General features: G+C 74.1%; 17 protein-coding genes. 8 read left to right on the forward strand and 9 right to left on the reverse strand.

Going from position 1 to position 18,295, the window contains the following annotated elements; all coding sequences use genetic code 11:
* Together ABD308_RS13990 and ABD308_RS13995 are read right to left on the reverse strand one after the other, a co-directional pair.
* The coding region (locus tag ABD308_RS13990; protein ID WP_344333349.1) for a leucyl/phenylalanyl-tRNA--protein transferase at positions 1 to 633 on the reverse strand (633 nt) is incomplete at its 3' end.
* Positions 630 to 4,118 carry an amino acid adenylation domain-containing protein gene (locus ABD308_RS13995; protein ID WP_344333352.1) on the reverse strand — a complete coding sequence of 1,163 codons (3,489 nt, stop codon included), beginning with the start codon at positions 4,116 to 4,118 and terminating at the stop codon, positions 630 to 632. The genes ABD308_RS13995 and ABD308_RS13990, both read right to left, overlap by 4 nt.
* A gap of 124 nt (positions 4,119 to 4,242) precedes the next feature.
* Here ABD308_RS13995 and ABD308_RS14000 point away from each other — a divergent pair, with 124 nt between their 5' ends.
* Positions 4,243 to 7,413, forward strand: coding sequence for a putative bifunctional diguanylate cyclase/phosphodiesterase (locus ABD308_RS14000; protein ID WP_344333354.1), 3,171 nt, complete (start codon positions 4,243 to 4,245; stop codon positions 7,411 to 7,413).
* Here the strand turns inward: ABD308_RS14000 and ABD308_RS14005 are convergent.
* From ABD308_RS14005 to ABD308_RS14015, 3 genes are read right to left on the reverse strand one after another with little or no spacing between them, the layout of a single operon-like run.
* Positions 7,410 to 7,778: a helix-turn-helix domain-containing protein gene (locus ABD308_RS14005; RefSeq protein ID WP_344333357.1), complete on the reverse strand. Its 369-nt coding sequence runs from the start codon at positions 7,776 to 7,778 to the stop codon at positions 7,410 to 7,412. The two genes, ABD308_RS14000 and ABD308_RS14005, sit on opposite strands and share 4 nt — an antisense overlap.
* Positions 7,775 to 8,161: a type II toxin-antitoxin system RelE/ParE family toxin gene (locus ABD308_RS14010; RefSeq protein ID WP_425554762.1), complete on the reverse strand. Its 387-nt coding sequence runs from the start codon at positions 8,159 to 8,161 to the stop codon at positions 7,775 to 7,777. The genes ABD308_RS14005 and ABD308_RS14010 overlap by 4 nt, the downstream gene beginning before the upstream one ends.
* Before the next feature lie 8 nt (positions 8,162 to 8,169).
* The gene (locus tag ABD308_RS14015) at positions 8,170 to 8,787 is read right to left on the reverse strand and encodes a TetR/AcrR family transcriptional regulator (RefSeq protein ID WP_344333364.1); all 618 of its coding nucleotides are present in this window, start codon (positions 8,785 to 8,787) and stop codon (positions 8,170 to 8,172) included.
* Between the two features lie 92 nt (positions 8,788 to 8,879).
* Between ABD308_RS14015 and ABD308_RS14020 the strand changes: the two genes are divergently transcribed.
* Entirely contained in the window at positions 8,880 to 9,917 is a 1,038-nt protein-coding gene (locus ABD308_RS14020) for an aldo/keto reductase (protein WP_344333365.1), read from the forward strand.
* Between the two features lie 53 nt (positions 9,918 to 9,970).
* The gene (locus tag ABD308_RS14025) at positions 9,971 to 10,462 is read left to right on the forward strand and encodes a GNAT family N-acetyltransferase (RefSeq protein ID WP_344333368.1); all 492 of its coding nucleotides are present in this window, start codon (positions 9,971 to 9,973) and stop codon (positions 10,460 to 10,462) included.
* Here the strand turns inward: ABD308_RS14025 and ABD308_RS14030 are convergent, their stop codons facing one another.
* Positions 10,463 to 11,071 carry a TetR/AcrR family transcriptional regulator gene (locus tag ABD308_RS14030; protein WP_344333370.1) on the reverse strand — a complete coding sequence of 203 codons (609 nt, stop codon included), beginning with the start codon at positions 11,069 to 11,071 and terminating at the stop codon, positions 10,463 to 10,465.
* Positions 11,072 to 11,134: 63 nt separating this feature from the next.
* Between ABD308_RS14030 and ABD308_RS14035 the strand changes: the two genes are divergently transcribed.
* Positions 11,135 to 12,565, forward strand: a complete 1,431-nt coding sequence (locus ABD308_RS14035) for an aldehyde dehydrogenase family protein (protein ID WP_344333373.1) — start codon at positions 11,135 to 11,137, stop codon at positions 12,563 to 12,565.
* A gap of 286 nt (positions 12,566 to 12,851) precedes the next feature.
* Here the strand turns inward: ABD308_RS14035 and ABD308_RS14040 are convergent, their stop codons facing one another.
* Positions 12,852 to 13,484: a TetR/AcrR family transcriptional regulator gene (locus tag ABD308_RS14040; protein ID WP_344333375.1), complete on the reverse strand. Its 633-nt coding sequence runs from the start codon at positions 13,482 to 13,484 to the stop codon at positions 12,852 to 12,854.
* Positions 13,485 to 13,580: 96 nt separating this feature from the next.
* Between ABD308_RS14040 and ABD308_RS14045 the strand changes: the two genes are divergently transcribed.
* Both ABD308_RS14045 and ABD308_RS14050 read left to right on the forward strand, forming a co-directional pair.
* Positions 13,581 to 14,477 carry an alpha/beta fold hydrolase gene (locus ABD308_RS14045; RefSeq protein ID WP_344333378.1) on the forward strand — a complete coding sequence of 299 codons (897 nt, stop codon included), beginning with the start codon at positions 13,581 to 13,583 and terminating at the stop codon, positions 14,475 to 14,477.
* 9 nt (positions 14,478 to 14,486) lie between these two features.
* Complete coding sequence (locus tag ABD308_RS14050) at positions 14,487 to 15,128, forward strand: hypothetical protein (RefSeq protein WP_344333381.1); 642 nt, start codon at positions 14,487 to 14,489, stop codon at positions 15,126 to 15,128.
* A 71-nt stretch (positions 15,129 to 15,199) separates the two neighbouring features.
* Here the strand turns inward: ABD308_RS14050 and ABD308_RS14055 are convergent, their stop codons facing one another.
* Complete coding sequence (locus ABD308_RS14055; protein ID WP_344333386.1) at positions 15,200 to 15,502, reverse strand: DUF6342 family protein; 303 nt, start codon at positions 15,500 to 15,502, stop codon at positions 15,200 to 15,202.
* Positions 15,503 to 15,868: 366 nt separating this feature from the next.
* Between ABD308_RS14055 and ABD308_RS14060 the strand changes: the two genes are divergently transcribed.
* On the forward strand, positions 15,869 to 16,807 hold the full coding sequence (locus ABD308_RS14060; RefSeq protein WP_344333390.1) for a metallophosphoesterase: 939 nt from the start codon (positions 15,869 to 15,871) through the stop codon (positions 16,805 to 16,807).
* A gap of 102 nt (positions 16,808 to 16,909) precedes the next feature.
* A complete protein-coding gene (locus tag ABD308_RS14065; protein ID WP_344333394.1) occupies positions 16,910 to 17,269 on the forward strand; it encodes a hypothetical protein in 360 nt (119 codons plus the stop codon).
* Between the two features lie 9 nt (positions 17,270 to 17,278).
* Here the strand turns inward: ABD308_RS14065 and ABD308_RS14070 are convergent, their stop codons facing one another.
* Positions 17,279 to 18,259 (reverse strand): DUF4331 family protein, encoded by a 981-nt coding sequence (locus tag ABD308_RS14070; protein WP_344333396.1) that lies wholly within the window; start codon positions 18,257 to 18,259, stop codon positions 17,279 to 17,281.
* Positions 18,260 to 18,295: the final 36 nt, after the last annotated feature.

An 18,295-nucleotide genomic window follows, 5' to 3' on the forward strand; every position in this document is an offset into this window, starting at 1 on the left:
GCGGGTGGCGGCGGCGACCCGGGCGGCGAGGTCGGCGACGGCCACCCGGGCGGCGTCCGGGCGGCGGTGGAACATCGAGTCCAGGCTGAGCACCGGCCCGGAGGCGATCCCGAACACCCCGCCGATCAGCTCGCCGTCCTGCCACACCTCCGCGCTGTGGGCCGCGCCGAGCCGGTGCAGCCCGATCAGCGCCTCCTGCAGCGCGGGGGTGAGCCACGGGGGTTCGCGGCCCTCGGCGCAGGCGGCGAGCACCTGCTCGAAGGCCTGGTCGGCGGTGGTCCACCAGTCCAGCCGGTTGCGCAGCAGCCGGGAGAGCTTGCGCGCCAGCTGGACGCCGTCGGCGGCGAGCAGCGGCCGCGGGTCGGGTGACCACCAGGCGAGCGCGTACGGGTCGGCGCCGTGGTCGGGGCCCGGCAGCAGGGGGACCTCGCCGGCGGCCACCGCCTGCTCGGAGCGGGCCTCGTTGAAGGCGCTGGCGTAGGTGTCGGCGGCGGGCAGCGGGAACAGTCCGCGCCGGTAGGCGGCGAGCAGGGTGGCGGGCGCGAGGTCGGCGCCGTACGCGACCGGGCCGTCGGCGGGCGCCCGGGCGACGTCGAGCGCCGCGAAGAGCTCGTCGGGAGCGGTGGCGGTCATCGCAGGGCCTCCAGCGGCGAGGCCTCCCGCGGCGGGGCGAGGAAGCCCTCCGCGGTCAGCCGGTCGAGGTAGAAGTCGAGCACGGTGTCGTCGACGGCGGGCAGTTCCACGCCGCTGCCGGCCAGGGCCCGTTCGGTGTTGGCCCGGTCGAAGCGCGGGAAGGTGGGGCGGAAGTACAGCTCGCTGATGGACAGCCGGGTGCCGGGGACGCGGTCGACGAAGAGCGGCACGAACGGCGTCATCGGGTGGGTGGGGTGTCCGGCGGCGAACCGGACCAGGCCCCGCACCCAGCGCGGGTAGGGGACCTGGTCGACGGGGTGGCCGCGGGCGCGCAGCCGTCCGGCGAGGTCGGCGAGGTCCGCCGGGCGCGGCGAGGTCAGGTGGTAGACCTCGCCGATGGCGGGGGCGTGCGCGACGACGTGGCAGACCGCCCGGCTGAACCGGTCGGCGGGCACGAAGTCGAGCGGCAGCCGGACGTCCGGGCAGCTCCCGCTCTCCGCGATGTACTTGATCAGCGCGCAGATCTCGGTGCCGGTGTTCATCACGCCGGTGCGCAGGTCGCCGGTGACGTCGTTGGTGCGCAGCACGGTGACCGGCAGCCCGCCCGCGGCGGCGTGGTGGAGCAGCTGTTCGGCGACCCACTTGCTCTCGACGTAGCCGACGGCGAGCCGGTCGGGGTGGGCGAGCGGGGTCCGTTCGGCGACCTCGCGCACGCCCGCCGGGCCGAAGCCGGCCAGCACGGCGAGGGTGGAGAGGTAGTGGACGGGGATGCCGCGCGAGTGCCCGGCGAGCCGGATCACCTCGCGGGTGCCGGCGACGTTGGCGGCGCGCAGTTGGTGGTAGGGGTAGATGAAGTTGACCTGGCCGCCGAGGTGGTGGACGGCGTCGAGGCGGCCGGCCAGGTGTTCGTAGCGCTGCCGGGTCAGGCCGAGCCGGGGTTCGGCGAGGTCGCCGACGAGGGGGACGACGCGGCGGTCGGCGAGGTCGTGGCGCAGGTAGCGCTGCTGGGCGGCGCGCAGGCGTTCGAGGGCGTGTTCCTCGTCGGGGGCGCGGACCAGGCAGTGCACGCGGGCGTCGGTGGTGCGCAGCAGGGCGTCCAGCAGGTGGGCGCCGCAGAAGCCGGTGGCGCCGGTGAGCAGGATCTCGGCGGGTTCGGCGCGGGAGGGGGCGGGGCTCCAGGACTGCCTCAGGGGGGTGTCGAGGCGGGCCTCGGCGGCCCAGTCGACGGCGGCCTCGCGGGGGCCGGGGGTGGTGCCGGTGCGGGCGGCGAGGGTGGCGGCGGCGAAGGCGCGCAGGGTGGCGTCGCGCAGCAGGGCGCGGGTGAGGAAGCGGATCCGGGTGACGTCGATGCCGAACATGATCCGGGCGCGGGCGAGCATCTCCATGGCGAGCAGGGAGTTGCCTCCGAGGTCGAAGAAGTCGTCGGCGGGGCCGGGCTCCGCGGTGCCGAGCAGTTCGGACCAGAGCTGGGCGACGCCCGCCTCGACGGCGGATCCGTCGGCGGGCCCGTCAGCGGGGCCGGTCACGGTAGCGGTCACCGGGCCGGTCACCGGGCCTGTCACCGGGCCGTCGGGGGACGCCTCCGCCCGCCCGTCGCGGGGACGGCGCACCCTCGGCGGGGTGTCCGGCAGCCGGCGGCGGTCGATCTTGCCGGCCGGGGTGAGCGGCATGTGGTCGAGCGGCACGAACTCGGCGGGGACCATGAAGTCCGGCAGCCGTTCGGCGAGGTAGGCGCGGATGCGGCCGCGCCGGGCGCGGGGGCCGGAGGCGGCCCGGTCGGTGAGCGTGTAGTAGGCGGTGAGGACGCGGGTGTCGTCGCCGCCGTCGGCCGCGACCCTGACCTGCCGGACGTCGGGGTGGGCGGCGAGCACGGACTCGACCTCGGCGGGGTCGACGCGGTGGCCGCGGACCTTCAGCTGGTCGTCGAAGCGGCCGAGCACCTCCAGGGTGCCGTCGGCGCGCCAGCGTCCGGCGTCGCCGGTGCGGTACATGCGCTCGCCGGGGGCGGGGGCGTAGGGGTCGGGCAGGAACGTCTCGGCGGTCAGGGCGGGCGCCTTCCAGTAGCCGCGGGCCAGGCCGGGCCCGCCGAGGTGGATCTCCCCCTTCTCGCCGGGCCGCACCGGGCTGAGCCGGGCGTCCAGCACGTGCACCCGCACCCCCGGCAGCGGCCGCCCGATCGGCACCGGCGCGTCCGGCCCGTGCGGACCGGGCGCGTCCAGCACCCGCGGGGTGAGTTCGCCGAGCGTGGAGGTGACGGCCGCCTCGGTGACCCCGTAGGCGTTGACCAGCCGGACCCCCGGCAGCCGCTCCAGGCAGGCGCGGCAGTCGTCCTCGTGCACGGTGTCCCCGCCGACCACGATCAGCCGCAGTCCCTCGGGCGCGGGCCCGCCGGGCGGGAAGAGGCCGAGCAGGTGGTGCCAGTACGCGGGCGTGAGGTCGGCGACGGTCGGCCGCAGCGCGGCCATCCGGTGGGCCAGCTCGGTGGGCGCCCAGGTGCGGGCGCCGCCCAGGACGAGGGTGGCCCCGGCGGCCAGCGGCGCGAAGACCTGTTCCAGCGAGGTGTCGAAGCCGAGCGCGGCGAGCTGCAGCACCCGGTCGTCCGGGGTGAGCCGGTAGGCGTCGGTCACCCGGTCCAGGGTGAAGACCAGGGAGCGGTGGGTGACGGCCACGCCCTTGGGGGTGCCGGTGGTCCCCGAGGTGTAGATCAGGTAGGCGAGGTCGTCCGGCCGGCCGGTGTCCGGGACGGGGCCCGTCCCCGGGGCGCCGTCCTGCGGCGACACCATCCGCACGCCCGGGAACCGCGTCCCCGCCGCCGCCACGGCCACGTCCGCCCCGCAGTCGGCCACCAGCGCGGCCAGCCGCCGGTGCGGGTGCGCCGGGTCCAGCGGCAGGAAGGCGCCGCCCGCCTTGAGCACGGCGAGCCAGGCGGTCACCAGGTCCGCTCCGCGTTCCAGGCACACCGGGACGATCCGCTCGGGGCCCACGCCCAGGCCGCGCAGCACGGCGGCCAGCCGGTCGCTGCGCGCGTCCAGCTCGCCGTAGTCGAGCGTCCCGCCGTCCGTGATCACGGCGACGGCGCGCGGGTCGTGCGCGGCGCGCGCCCGGACCAGTGCGTGCACGGTGTCCGGCGGCCGGCCGGCGGCCCCGCCGGGCCTTAACCCGGTCCCGGCCCCGGTCCCCGCCGTCGCCGCGTCCGTCCCCGCGCCCGTTCCGACGCCGAGCCCGGCGGGGCGCCACTCGCGGTCCACGTACCGGCGGCACTCCTCGTGCGGGGCGGGCCCGAACACCGTGCGCCAGCCGCCCGGGACCGTGAGGTCCCCGGGCCAGATCGCGTACTGACCGTCCTCGTTGACCAGCACGGCGTGACGTCCGGACCGCGCTCCGGGACGTGCTCCCCGTGCGCTCTCTAGTACGTCATCCACCGGCTTGACCTCGTGCTGTGGCGGCAGAATGCTGGGAGGTGCGACATTTCCGACTATACGCACTCAAGGCCCATTTCGAACGTCAGACCGGACCTCCCCGGCCCGGTTCGGACGCTCGCGAGCCCCTGCCCGGACCCCGCCGCCCGCCTCCGGGCGGGCGTGGTGACGCCGAGGAGGAGGTAGCTCGTTGACACGTCGGCGCCAACGCCTGATGGTCTGTTACCTGGCGTGGATGGTGCTGTTCACCGGCATCTACTACACCAACCCCTCCCAGCGGATCATCTGGTGGACGGGCATCGGCCTGGGCGGCGTCGCCGCCATCGTGGTCGGCGTCCGCCTCAACCGCCCGCCCCACGCCGTCTACTGGTACCTGCTGGCGCTGGCGAACCTCAGCTTCACCGCCGGTGAGGTGGTGCAGGTCGTCCAGATGCAGTTCCTGCACCTGGGCAGTCCCTTCCCGTCCATCGCCGACGGCTTCTACCTGGCCGAGTACCTGCTCTACGCGGCGGGCGTGCTGGGCTTCATCCGCTGGCGGACGGCGCATCAGGACCGGGCCAGCCTGCTGGACGCGCTCATCCTCACCATGGGCCTGGCGCTGCTCGCCTGGATCTACCTGATCCTGCCCTACGCCCGGAACCCCGACCTCGACTGGTTCCAGAAGGCCGTCTCGATCGCCTACCCGCTGGGCGACGTCGTGGTGCTCGCCCTGCTGCTGCGGCTGATCGTGCCGCGCGGCGGGGTCAGCCGCTCGCTGCAACTGCTCGCGGCCGGCACGGTCGGCCTGCTGGTCTCCGACATCCTGTACGGGCTGATCGTGCTGCACGGCGACTGGCGCATCGGCACCCCCGTGGACCTCGGCTGGGCCGCCTTCTACACCGCCTGGGGCGCCGCCGCGCTGCACCCCTCGATGGTCGAGCTGACCAGGCCCATCCCCAGCCAGCAGCCGGACATCGGCCCCGGCCGGCTCGCCCTGCTCGCCGCCGCCTCGCTGGTCGCGCCGACCATCCTGATGGTCGAGGCGAGCAACGGCAACACCAGCAACGCCGGGGTCATCGGCGCCTTCTCCGCCGTCCTCTACCTGCTCGTGCTGGCCCGGCTGGCGGTCGTGGTGCGGGCCCGCCGGCAGGCCGTCGCCCGCGAGCGCGCGCTGCGCGAGGCCGGCTCCTCGCTCACCGCGGCCGTCACCGTCGAGGAGGTCGCCGACGCCGTCCAGGCCGCCGCCTCCACCCTGATGCCCACCGATCCCGGCCACGTCGCGCTGCTCGCCGTCACCGAGAGCGGCGTGCTGCACGTGCGGCACGCCGAACGCGGCCCGGACCGGCACCACCTCCGCGCGGAGCGCGACTCCGACGAGGTGCTCGCCCTCGCCGCCTACCGGGAGACCCGGCTGCTGCCCGTCGAGGACATCGGCAGCGAGCTGGCCGCCCGGCTGGACGGCATGCCGAACGCGCTGCTCTGCCCGCTCACCCTCGCCGAGCGCCCCTCCGGGGACCCGCTGATCGGCGCGCTCATCGTCACCGGCACCGAGCAGGAGCTGACCAGCCTCTGGGGCTCGCTGGAGATCCTCGCCGCGCAGGCCGCCCTCGCCGTCGAGCGCGTCATGCTCAGCCAGGAGATCACCCGGCGCGACAGCGAGGCCTACTTCCGCACCCTGGTGCAGAGCGCCAACGACGTCATCCTGATCCTCAACGGCGACGACTCCGTCCGCTACGCCTCGGCCTCCTCCGCCGGGCGCGTCCTCGGCTACCCCCGGCTCGACGGCACGCTGCTCACCGACCTCGTCCCGCCCGAGGACAGCCGCTCGGTCGGCAAGGCGCTGGCCCGGATGCGCGGCCCCGCCGTCACCGGCGCCGGCCGCGCCGGCCTGGACACCCAGCGTGAGCACTGGCGGCTGCTGCGGGCGGACGGCTCCCCGATAGAGGTCGAGGTGCGCTGCAACGACCTGCGCGAGGACCCGACGGTCGGCGGCCTGGTACTCACCCTGCGTGACGTCACCGAGCAGCGCCAGATGGAGCGCGAGCTGACCCACCGGGCCTTCCACGACTCGCTCACCGGCCTGGCCAACCGGGTGCTCTTCCTGGACCGGGTCGGCCACGCGCTCTCCCGCGGCGAGCGCAGCGGCGCGGTCACCGGGGTGCTCTTCATCGACCTGGACGACTTCAAGATGGTCAACGACACCCAGGGGCACGCGGTCGGGGACGAGCTGCTGGTCGCCGTCTCGCTGCGGATCTCCACCGCGCTGCGGGCCTCCGACACGGCGGCCCGGCTCGGCGGCGACGAGTTCGCGGTGCTGGTGGAGGACGCGCTGGAGCCGGCCGACGTCGGGGCGATCGCGCAGGGCGTGCTGGCGGCGTTCACCGAGCCGTTCAAGCTGAGCGCGGGCGCGGTGCGGGTGTCGGCGTCGATCGGGGTGGCGACGACGGAGGACAGCGTGGACGCCACCGAGCTGCTGAGCCACGCCGACCTGGCGCTGTACTCGGCGAAGGCGGCGGGCAAGCGGCAGTGGTGCCTCTACCAGCCGGCGCTGCAGGCCGGGCTGATGGCGCGGCACGAGCTGAACGAGAACCTGGACACCGCGATCGCCGAGTCCGCGTTCCGCCTGTACTACCAGCCGATCGTCGACCTCCAGTCGGGTGACCTGGTGGCCTTCGAGGCCTTGGTGCGGTGGCCGCACGACCGGCGCGGCATGGTGCTGCCCGACGAGTTCATCGCGCTCGCCGAGGAGAGCGGCCAGATCGTGCCGCTGGGCGCCTGGGTCCTGGAGCGCGCCACCCAGGAGGCCGCCGCCTGGCACGCCCTCAGCACCCCCGCACGCGCCACCTCCGGCCTGCCCCCGCTACGGGTCAACGTCAACGTCTCCGCCCGCCAGTTCCGCGACGCCGGCTTCGTCGACGTGGTCCGCGACGCCCTGCGCACCTCCGGCATCCCCCCGGAGTCCCTGGTCCTGGAGCTGACCGAGTCCGTCCTGATGCGCCGCGACGACCGCGCCCGCACCGACATGCGCACCCTCGGCGAACTCGGCGTCGGCATCGCCATCGACGACTTCGGCACCGGCTACTCGTCCCTCTCCTACCTGCGCGAGTTCCCCATCTCGGTGCTGAAGATCGACAAGTCCTTCATCGACGGCCTGGGCCTCTCCCAGCAGCAGTACGCCCTGGTCGAGGGCATCACCCGGATCGCCGACACCCTGGGCGTCCAGGTCATCGCCGAGGGCATCGAGCACCCCGAACAGCGCGACCTCCTCACCACCATGGGCTGCCCCCTCGGCCAGGGCTACCTCTTCGCCCACCCCCTCACCCCCGACCAGGCCCAGTCCTTCATCACCCACCACACCACCCCCCTGCGCCAGGGCCGCTAGGCGGCCGAGCGCCCCGCCCCGCCCTCCGTCCCGTCCTCCGGCCGGTCCCCGTGCGGCGAGAACACGAACGAGGAGGCGTCCCCGTCGAGGTCGATGGTGAGCGCCGCGTCCAGCGCCCGCGCGAGCCGCCGGAGCAACGGCAGCGTGGGCAGCGAATCACCGCCCTCGATCGTCGAGATCTGCGGCTGCGTCATGCCCGCGCGACGCGCCAGCTCGGCCTGGGACAGCCCGAGCTCGGTCCGCCGGTCGTACACCGCCTGCCCGAGCGCGAACGCGTACCCCGCCTCCACGTAGGCCGCCGACTCCTCGACCGTCTCCCCCAGGAGCCTCCTCGCCCGCCGGGTCCTCCACTCACCGTGGTTCACGGACTCTCCTCCTTGATCCGGTCGTACTCGTGCTCCGCCGGGCCGTGCCGGGCCTCGCACTCCTTCTGGGCCTGGTGCGCCCGTTCGACCTCGGCCTCCTCACGCTGCCGGGTCTTCCGGAACACCGTCAACAGCACGATGCGCCGCCCGGGCGCGAGCCAGTAGGTGATCCGGACCGCGATCCCGTCCATGCTGAACCGCAGCTCGCGCACCTTCCCGCCGAGGTGGCGGGCGTACGGCTCGCCGAGCGTGGTCGGCCGGCTCGCGAGCATGTCGGCAGCCCGCTCGACTTTGTCGTACCGCGCGTCGGAAAGCAGCTCCAGCCACTGCCGGACCTCCGGCTCGATTTCGAGCCGCCAGAGTTCTCGCACGGCGGCGACCATACAGAAATCTATATGACCTCCGGCCCGGCCGGGCGGAAGGCGCCCGCCCGGGCGGCGGACTCGGCGGCTGCGGCGGCGCGGTCGGCGGTGGGCTCGTCGAGGGGGTCGGGGGTGGTGAGCATGCGGTAGTAGAGGGGGGCGGAGACGGCGCGGACGACCTCGGCGGGGTCGGTGCCGGGTGGGAGTTCGCCGCGTTCGACGGCCTCCGTCACGCAGGGGGCCCACTCGTCGACGCGGGTGCGGTAGAAGCGGTGCAGGGCCTCGGCGGCCGCCGGGTCGCAGGTGGCGGCGAGCAGGACGGCGCGGAACAGGGCGCCCTGGCGGGGGTCGGCCAGGGTCCGCTGGACGAGGCGGGCGTTGGCGCGCAGGTCCTCGTGCAGGGAGCCGGTGCGGGCGCGCGGGAGGGACTGCTCGGCCATGTCGGTGAGGACGTCGGCGAGCAGCGCGCCCACCGAGCCCCAGCGCCGGTAGACGGTGGTGCGGCCGACCTCGGCCCGCCGGGCGATGTCGCCGAGGTCGAGCCCGGCGAAGCCGACCTCGACCAGGGCGTCCTCGGCGGCCTTGAGGACGGCGGTGCGCACCCGGGCCGTGCGACCGCCCGGTCTCTGCATGCCCGATGAAGTCATTAACGGGATTCCTGTTCCATTAGCGTCGTCGACGGTGCTAGGGTCGAGCCATCTTAACGGCACCAAAGTCCCGTTAGCGAAGGGAACCTCCCATGGAGTACCGCCGCCTCGGCGCGTCCGGCCTCACCGTCCCCGCCCTCTCCCTCGGCACCGGCACCTTCGGCGGCCGCGGCCCGCTCTTCAGCGCCTGGGGCGACACCGGCGCCGCCGACGCCCGCCGGCTGCTCGACATCGCCATCGACGCCGGCCTCACCCTCTTCGACACCGCCGACGTCTACTCCGACGGCGCCTCCGAGGAGGTCCTCGGCCAGGCGATCAAGGGCCGCCGCGACCGGGTGCTGATCTCCACCAAGGCCGGCCTGCCCACCGGCGAGGGCCCCGGCGACGCCGGCACCTCCCGCGCCCGCCTGATCACCGCCGTCGACGCCGCCCTGCGCCGCCTCGGCACCGACTACCTCGACCTGTTCCAGCTGCACGCCTTCGACGCCGCGACCCCCGTCGAGGAGGTGCTCGCCGCCCTCGACGACCTGGTCCGCGCCGGGAAGGTCCGCTACACCGGCGTCTCCAACTTCTCCGGCTGGCAGCTGATGAAGTCCCTCGCCGCCGCCGACCGCGACGCCCGCCCCCGCTACGTCGCCCACCAGGTCTACTACTCCCTCGTCGGCCGCGACTACGAGTGGGAGCTGATGCCGCTCGCCCAGGACCAGGGCGTCGGCGCCCTGGTCTGGAGCCCGCTCGGCTGGGGCCGGCTGACCGGGAGGATCCGCCGCGGCACCCCGGTCCCGGCCGGCAGCCGCCTGCACGACACCGCCGACTTCGGTCCGCCGGTCGACGACGAGCTGCTGTACGACGTGGTGGACGCGCTGGACGCGATCGCCGAGGAGACCGGCCGCACCGTCCCCCAGGTGGCGATCAACTGGCTGCTGCGCCGCCCCACCGTCTCCTCCGTCATCATCGGCGCCCGCAACGAGGAGCAGTTGCGCCAGAACCTCGGCGCGGTCGGCTGGGAGCTGACGGCCGAGCAGGTCGCCCGGCTGGACGCCGCCAGCCTGCGCACCGCGCCGTACCCCTACTTCCCGTACCGCCGCCAGGAGGCCTTCGCCCGCCTCAACCCGCCGCTCGCGGGCTGAGGCGGCGGTAAACCGGTTGTCACCGCGGTTCACGGCGGGGCATCGTCAACACCGTGATCGAACTGCGCGAACTGACCTCCGACGACTGGCCGCTCTGGCGCGAGCTGCGGCTGGCCGCCCTGGCCGAGGCGCCGTACGCCTTCGGCTCCTCCCTCGCCGACTGGCAGGGCGAGGGTGACCGCGAGGAGCGCTGGCGCTCCCGGCTGGAGATCCCCGGCGCCCTCGACCTGGTCGCCCTGGTGGACGGCGCGCCCGCCGCGATGGCGACCGGCGTGCCGGCGGACGGGTACGTCGAGCTGATCTCGATGTGGGTCGGACCGGCCGCCCGGGGCCGGGGTCTCGGTGCCCGGCTGATCGCCGGGATCGAGGCGTGGGCCGCCGGCCGGGGCTTCCCCGCCCTGCGCCTCGCCGTGATGCCGCACAACGCGCACGCCATCGCCCTCTACCGGCGCACCGGCTACACCGACACCGGCGAGCCCGGCGACCTCCTCCCGGACGGCGTGAGCCGCGAGATCGTCATGGCCAAGCCGCTGCCGGCCGCCTGATCAGCGGCTCCCCAGCGCCCGCAGGACGAACGGGAGGAGACGGTCGGCCGTCTCCTCCCGCGCCCGCGCGTCCACCTGGTCGGGCAGCCTCGGGGTGAGGAGGAACCGGCTCAGGACCGGGCCGATGACCACGTCGCCGAGCAGGTCGGCGTCCTCGGGCGGCGGGATCTCGCCGCGTTCGGCGGCGCGCCGCACCGCCTCGGCCACCCGCTCGTGCAGCGGTGCGAGGAAGGCCGAGGCGAGCGCCTCGGCCAGGGCGGTGATCTGGGCGGCCTCGCCGATCAGGGCCCGCATCAGCCGGCCGCCCTCGCCGGTCATGGCGAGGGCCTTGTCGCGGAGCAGCGCCCGCAGGTCGCCTTCGAGCGTGCCGGTGTCGGGCCGGGCGGTGAGGTCCTCGGCGTAGGTGGTGGCGGCGGCGATCACCAGGTCCTCCTTGGAGGACCAGCGGCGGTAGAGGGTGGCGGTGGAGACGCCCGCCCGGGCCGCCACGGCGGCGGTGGTCAGCCCGCCGTAGCCGTTCTCGGCCAGCACGGCCAGCGTCGCGTCCAGCAGGGCCCGGTCCCGGCTCGCGTCCCGGGGCCGGCCCCGGCGCGCCACGGTCTCACTCATCCCACCAGCATATCCGTACGAGAAACGAAAACGTTTCGTTTCGTTTCGTATAGGCTCGGCGGCATGAGCGCCTCCGCCGAAACCCTCAGCACGGACGCCGCCGCTGTCGCCGCCGCCCTCGACGCCGACGCCGCCGCGACCGTCGCCCGCCTGAACAGCGCCTTCGCCGCCGGCCGGACCCGGCCCGTCGCCTGGCGCAAGGCCCAGCTGCGCGCCCTGCGGCGCCTGCTCGTCGAGCAGGAGGCCGTCTTCGCCGCCGCACTCTGGGCCGACCTCGGCAAGAACGCCACCGAGGCCCACACCACCGAGATCGGCTTCACCCTCAACGAGATCGACCACACCCTGCGCCACCTGGACCGCTGGCTGCGCCCGCGCCGCGTCCCGGTGCCGCTCGCGCTCCAGCCGGCCCGCGCCCGCACGGTCCGCGAGCCGCTGGGCACCGTGCTGATCATCAGCCCGTGGAACTACCCGCTGCAGCTGGCCCTCTCCCCGCTGGTCGGCGCGCTCGCGGCCGGCAACACCGCCGTCGTCAAGCCCAGCGAACTGGCCCCCGCGACCTCGGCCGCGCTCGCCGAGTGGCTGCCGCGCGCGCTGGACCCGCGGGCCGTGGCGGTCGTCGAGGGCGGGGTGCCGCAGACCACGGCGCTGCTGGAGCAGCGTTTCGACCACGTCTTCTACACCGGCAACGGCACCGTCGGCCGGATCGTGATGACCGCCGCCGCCCGCCACCTCACCCCGGTCACCCTGGAGCTGGGCGGCAAGAGCCCCGTCGTCGTCGAGCCGGGCGCCGACCTCGCGGCGGCGGCCCGCCGGATCGTCTGGGGCAAGTTCATGAACGCCGGGCAGACCTGCGTCGCCCCGGACTACGTGCTGGCCGTCGGCGACACCGGGCCCGCGCTCGAACCGCACCTGACCGCCGCCATCCGCGAGATGTACGGCACCGACCCGGCCGCCAGCCCCGACTACGGGCGCGTCATCAACGAGCGCCACTTCGACCGGCTCGCCGGCCTGCTCGGGGAGGGCCGCCTGGTCACCGGCGGCGACCGCGACCGCGCCACCCGCTACCTCGCCCCGACCGTCCTCGCCGACGTCGATCCGGACGCGCCGGTGATGCGCGAGGAGATCTTCGGCCCGATCCTGCCGATCGTCCGCGTCCCCGACCTGGACGCCGCGATCGCCTTCATCACCGCCCGGGACAAGCCGCTCGCCCTGTACGCCTTCACCGGCTCGGCCCGCTCCAAGGCCCGGCTGCTCGCCGAAACCTCCTCCGGCGCCCTGAACTTCGGCGTCCCCACCGCCCATCTGGCGGTGCCCGGTCTGCCGTTCGGCGGCGTCGGCGGGAGCGGTACGGGCGGCTACCACGGCCGGCACTCGCTGGACACCTTCAGCCACACCAAGGCCGTCCTGGACAAGCCGCTGCGCGCGGACACCCTGCGCCTGGCCTACCCCCCGTTCACCGCGGGCAAGTCGCGCCTGCTGCGCCGCCTCCTGTAGCCGGCGCCGGTACGGCGGGGGGTGCCGGGGGCGGCGGCAGGAGCACGGTGAACGACCTGACGTCGCCCGCGGGGCCCCACGCCCCGCACTCCGTGAACCCCCGGTACCCCCGCTCTGACACCGTGACGGCGGCCGCGACCGTCGTCGCGGTGAGGACGGACAGGGCCATCCTGGTCATCGCGGCGCCGCGCGGCGGCCGGAAGGACTGCGTCGTCGTCTCGGTCATGCCGCCAGCGTCCCGGCCCCGTCCACCCGGCCGCCGGACGTTCCCTCGACGTTCACCCGATCAACGGACCGTCGCCGCACCGGACTTGACGCCTCCGGTGAAGATCCGGGCGAGGTGGTACCGCAGCACGGCCGCCGCGTCCCCGGCCGCGCGCTGACCCAGCAGGACGCTGAGGCCAAGGCCGGCCGAGACCGCGAGCAGGATGACGGCCTCCTGGCGGGCGTCCAGGCCCGGATCGGCGTCCCCGGCCCGCTGGGCGGCGGCGAGTTGGGCGATCAGCAGGTCCTCCATCTCCGCGGGCCCGGCGAGGAACGATCCACCCCCGAGCGCCGGATCGGTGACGGAGAGCACCGCGTACTCGGTGTAGACGAGGTGGAAGGTGCGGCTCTCCTCGTCCGTCGGCACGGCTTCGAGCAGCACCGCCTCGACGATGTCGCGCGGCGCCGTCGAGGCCCCGGCCGCCCGCACCCGGTCGCGCACGCGCTCGCCCATCCGCACGGCGAGGCGTTCGAGGGTCGCGAGCAGCAACCGCTCCTTGGTGTCGAAGTAGTACTGCACGAGCCGCACCGAGACGTCCGCCTCGACCGCGACCGACCGCATGGTGACGGCGTGCAGGCCGTCCCGGGCCGCCGCGCGCAGCAGGGCGTCGACGATGTGGGCCCGCCGTTCCTCGTGGTCCACCAGCTTGGGCATGGGGTTCCGGCTCCTCGCTTCCCCGCGAATTCTTTTATGGTACAAACATACCACCAAGTGCTGCCGCTTTGCGTTTCGCGCTCCGGGAGGGGACCCATGACCAGGACAGCCGTCGGACACTTCACCAGCGACGAGGCACGGAAGAACTTCCTCGCCGCGTACGACCTCGCGATGAGGCTGTGGCCCGACCCGCGTGACGAACTGGACGTCAAGACCTCCTACGGCACGGTCCACGTCCACCGCTACGGCCCGCGCACCGGCGAGCCGGTCGTCCTGCTGCACGGCCACGCCGGGCACGCGTCCAACTGGTTCCCGCAGGTCGCCGCACTGGGCGAGCACCACCCGGTCTACGCCGTCGACACCCTCGACGACCCCGGCCGCAGCGTCCAGCGCGTCGTCGCGGCCGGGTCGAAGGAGAACGCCGCCTGGCTCGACGAGGTCCTCGCCGGCCTCGGCCTGGACCGCGTCCACCTGGTCGGTGCCTCCTACGGCGGCTGGCTGGCGCTCAACCAGGCCGTCCACGCGCCCACCCGCCTCGCCTCGGTCGCGGTGCTGGACCCCGGCGGCATCGGGAAGGTCCCGGCGCGCTTCTACGCCCACATGATCGGCGGCCTGTTCGGCATGCTCGCCCCCCGCCGCTGGCGCCCCGCCCTCGGCCGGCTGCTCGCCAACCCCGCGCTCAGTTCCCCGCCGGAGATGATCGCGCCGATGATGCTGGCCATGCGCACCTACAAGCCCGCCACCCGGCCCCCGGCCCGGCCGTTCAGCGACGACGAACTGCGCTCCGTCCGGCTGCCCGTCCTCGTCCTCCTCGGCAGGCGCAGCGCCCTGCTCCGCCCGCGTCCCGCCCTCGCCCGGGTGACCGCGCTGATCCCGGGCGTGCGGGCCGAGGTGGTGGAACGGGCCGGCCACGGCCTCAACCTGGAACGCCCCGGCGTGGTCAACACCCACCTGCTGGCCTTCCTCGCCTCCCCCGTCGGTGGGGAGCGCTAGCCTCCCTGGATGGCGAACTACGCGTATCTCTGTTCCGTGGACACGGCCTCCCTCTACCCGTCGAGCCAGGTGGCGGGCTTCGATCCGAAGACCGGGGTCGTCGCCCACGACGTCTCCTGCGTTCCGTTGCTCTGGCTCGCGATGTTCCGGCCGGCGGACCTGGTGACCGGTGTGTTCACGGTCGACGAGGACGACCTCGACGAGGACGAGGACGGGGAGGTGGAGGCCACCGCGCCGCTGGTGGCCAAGGAGCGGGCGCTCGCGCAACTCGACGCCGCGCTGCCGGTGCTGAACGGGCTCTTCGCCGCCGAGGGCCCGCTCGACGGCCACGCCGCCCTGCTGCGGCAGGCCGTCGAGCGGGCGCCGGGCGGGTTCGTGACGATCGAACTGGAGGAGGTCGAAGGGGTGTGGGAGGACGAGGACACCTTCCAGCCCACCCTGCGCGCCGCGCTGGCCGGTCTCGACGGCGGGACGGACGGCGCCGGCACCCGCGCCCGGCTGATCGAGCTGTCCCGGCTGCGGCCCGGCCGGCCGTTCCCGCCCGCCCGGCTGATCGTCGACGGCCTGGACGCGGGTGACGACGACTACTGGAACCTGACGCGGCTGCTCGGCACGGGCTTCATGAGCGAGGTGCCCTGGGAAGCGGCGTGAAGGCCGGTGGGGGCGGTGGCGAACCCGCCGCCGCCCCCACCGTCAACGTGTCGCCGTCACCGTGCCGCCGCTCAGAAGCGCAGGTCCTTCTGGTCGGTGATCAGGCGGCCGGCGATGTGGAGGTTCCCGTCGGAGTCGAGCACGGCGATGATCTTCTTCGTCGAGCCGTGGTGGGTCGTGAAGTAGATCTTGTCCGCCTCCTGGCTGGAGGAGTGGTTCGTGTTCACCGACAGCTCGATGCTCACCGGCGAGCCGATGAGCACGTCCCTCTTGGGCGTGCCCGGGTAGACCCGGTTGTCCACCAGCTTCACGCGGCCGTGCGAGTCACCCTCGCCGACCCAGTCGGTCGCGACGCCGAGGTCGAGTTCAGACATGAGATTTCCTTCCAGTCCTGCGGGCCGAGGGTGCACCCGCGCGCCGATGAAAGAACATCCATGGCCGGGTGACGCACACAGCGCCACCTGAACCGATCGAAAACCTACACACCTTGGTCGCCCACTCAACACGATCCTTCGGAAGCGTCCTCTTTTGGTTCGAACTTGCTTATTCCTGTTCGGATTTGATTGATCCATGACCGAGATGGAACCGGCCCCCTCCGGCCGGACCGGGCCCCGGCAGAACCTCGCCCAGGCGTCGACGGGAATTCACACAACTGCCATTTGGCAGTTGTGCCACTTTTCTACCGTCGGGGATGCCCGACCGCGGACCCGTGGCCGGGACCCGCAGAGTGAGGGCCACGCATGCAGCACGACAGCACCATCGGCATCGTCCAGATCTCCGACCTGCACCTCCGCGACGCCCCCGGCACCCGGTCCTTCGTCGCCCACGAGCCCGAGGAGGGACTCGCGGCGGTGCTCGCCGACGCGGCGGCCCGGGTCGGGGACGCCGCGCTGGTGGTCGCCACCGGCGACCTGGCGGACCTCGGCGAACCCGGCGCGTACGAGCGGCTCGGCGAGATCCTCGGAGCGCTGCCCACCCCCGTCTACTGCCTGGCCGGCAACCACGACCGGCAGGACCCGCTCCAGGCCTGCCTGCCCCGCCCCACCGTGCACCTCGAACCCGCCGTCCAGGTCGGCAACTGGCTGATGCTGCTCCTGGACACCAACGCCAACGGGCGCGAGGCCGCGGCCGACGGCACCTACCGCGACCGCGACGACCGCGTCCACGCCGCCGCCCAGCCGGGCCTCACCCCGGTCGAGGAGCAGCGCGCCCGCGCGATCCTGACCGCCACCCGGGCGGACCACGTGTTCCTCTGGCTCCACCAGCCGCCGCTGCCCGAGACCGCCCCGGACGCCCAGGGCGACAGCGCGCTCGCGCTCCTGGTCCGGGACTTCCCCAAGATCCGGGCGATCGGCGCGGGCCACCTGCACGGCGATCTCTCCGGCGAGTTCGAGGGCCGCCCGGTCTACGTCTGCCCGTCCTCCTACATGAGCATCAACCCGCGCGAACGCGTCCTGGACGGCCCCGGCTACCGCACCTACCGGCTCCACCCCGACGGCCGCGTCGACACCGAGGTGCGCTTCGTCCCCGGCCCCATGACCGACGCGATGCGCGCCACCCCGATGCCGGTCTTCCTCGCCGACATGATGGCCGGCCGCATCACCGGCAAGGAACTCAACGCCCTCTCCGACGCCGAGTTCGAGGCCCGCTACGGCGAACGCCGTCCGCTGTCCCGCTGACGACACCCCGCCCGCGCCGGAGGTCCGGCGCGGGTTCGGCCGGCGGTGCCGGGCGGTTGTCAGTGCGGGGCGGTTGTCAGTGCCGGGTGGCAGGCTGCGTCCATGAGCTTCGATCTTGCGGTGTGGGAAGGCGAACGGCCGGCGGACGACGCGGCCGCGGCCCTGTGTTTCGACGAACTGTACGAGCGGTACATCGACGCGGACGGGCCGGAGGTCCCGCCGACCGAGCGCATCGCGGCCTACGTCGCCGCGCTCCTGGAGCGGTGGCCCGACCTGACCGAGGACGAGGACGACACCTCGCCCTGGTCGACCGGCCCGCTGATCGGGGAGGCGAGCGGACCGGTGATCCACTTCGCGATGCGGTGGAGCATGGCGCAGGAGGCCGCCGTGTACGCGGCGGGGGTGGCCTCGTCGATGGGCCTCAACTGCTACGACCCGCAGTCCCAGTGCCTCCTGCCCTGACGGCCCCGGCTACCCCGCCGGCGGGTAGGGGTGGGGGTGCCCGAGGTACGGGAAGGCGGGGAGCAGGTCGGTGTGCGGCGGGATGTGGTCGCTGGTGACCTTGCCACCGGAGACCATCGTCAGCCGCGCGGAGGTCACGTCGTCGGTGAGCGTGCGGCCGTTGGGGTAGCCGGCCGGGCGGGAGCGGTCGTAGCGGAGGATGTCGGGGAGGACGAGCTTCAGCGTCTCGGTGGCGGCGTCGGTGGTGTAGTCGCCGGTGTGCTGGAGCACGGCCGTCCACGGCTCGCGGTACTTCTCCCAGTCGTCGGCCGGCTCCCCCGTGTTGTACGCGTCCTTGACCTCCTCCGCGTTGAAGTAGGCGGTGAGGGACGGGTGGGCGCCCCGGTCGACGGAGAGCAGCTGCCCGTCCTGGTGGAGGCCGACCCGCGCCCACACGCCGATCACCGGCTCCGGGCCGAGGTCGGCGTCCGGCACTTCGAGCACGATGCCGAAGACGTTGGCGTCCGCCATCGCGTCCTTGCCGGTCCAGGTGAAGTCGTTGACGATCCCTTCGAGGTCGGCGAAGAACGGGTCGCTGCGCAGGCCGGCCGAGATCCGGTAGCCGCCGTAGGGCGAGGAGACGACGTGCGGCGCGTCGCCGAAGGCCACCGGCACGTCGGCGAAGACGACGTCGCCCAGCGCCTCGTGCCGCTGCGCCGCCTCGCCGGTCGCGCGGCGGACGGTGACGGTCTGGGACCCGGCGGCGGGGGCGGAGAAGGTGAACGAGTAGGCGACGTCGGCGCGGTCGTCGCCGTCGTTGTCGATGTTGAGGCGGTAGACGGCGTCCGGGTGGAACTCCGCGCCGCCGGTGGGGGCGTACGGGTTCACGTTCATGATGAGGACGGTGCGGCCCGGGGCCCCGGCGGCCGGGAAGGCGAACAGGTCGGTGAGGTCGAGCCGGGCGTCGCCGCGCGGTGAGCGGAGGTTCGGTCCGCTGAGGTGATGGGACATGGCGGTAGAGCTACCAGGACAGCCCCCACCGGTCCG

The organism is Kitasatospora putterlickiae (assembly GCF_039527695.1).
GTDB classification, from domain to species: Bacteria; Actinomycetota; Actinomycetes; order Streptomycetales; family Streptomycetaceae; genus Kitasatospora; species Kitasatospora putterlickiae.

Excerpts from the sequence above, each read along its gene's own strand:
- ABD308_RS14010 (WP_425554762.1), bottom strand. The coding sequence starts at position 8,161 with ATGGTCGCCGCCGTGCGAGAACTCTGGCGGCTCGAAATCGAGCCGGAG.
- ABD308_RS14015 (WP_344333364.1), bottom strand. The coding sequence starts at position 8,787 with ATGACTTCATCGGGCATGCAGAGACCGGGCGGTCGCACGGCCCGGGTG.
- ABD308_RS14020 (WP_344333365.1), top strand. The coding sequence starts at position 8,880 with ATGGAGTACCGCCGCCTCGGCGCGTCCGGCCTCACCGTCCCCGCCCTC.
- ABD308_RS14030 (WP_344333370.1), bottom strand. The coding sequence starts at position 11,071 with ATGAGTGAGACCGTGGCGCGCCGGGGCCGGCCCCGGGACGCGAGCCGG.
- ABD308_RS14035 (WP_344333373.1), top strand. The coding sequence starts at position 11,135 with ATGAGCGCCTCCGCCGAAACCCTCAGCACGGACGCCGCCGCTGTCGCC.
- ABD308_RS14040 (WP_344333375.1), bottom strand. The coding sequence starts at position 13,484 with ATGCCCAAGCTGGTGGACCACGAGGAACGGCGGGCCCACATCGTCGAC.
- ABD308_RS14045 (WP_344333378.1), top strand. The coding sequence starts at position 13,581 with ATGACCAGGACAGCCGTCGGACACTTCACCAGCGACGAGGCACGGAAG.
- ABD308_RS14050 (WP_344333381.1), top strand. The coding sequence starts at position 14,487 with ATGGCGAACTACGCGTATCTCTGTTCCGTGGACACGGCCTCCCTCTAC.
- ABD308_RS14055 (WP_344333386.1), bottom strand. The coding sequence starts at position 15,502 with ATGTCTGAACTCGACCTCGGCGTCGCGACCGACTGGGTCGGCGAGGGT.
- ABD308_RS14060 (WP_344333390.1), top strand. The coding sequence starts at position 15,869 with ATGCAGCACGACAGCACCATCGGCATCGTCCAGATCTCCGACCTGCAC.
- ABD308_RS14065 (WP_344333394.1), top strand. The coding sequence starts at position 16,910 with ATGAGCTTCGATCTTGCGGTGTGGGAAGGCGAACGGCCGGCGGACGAC.
- ABD308_RS14070 (WP_344333396.1), bottom strand. The coding sequence starts at position 18,259 with ATGTCCCATCACCTCAGCGGACCGAACCTCCGCTCACCGCGCGGCGAC.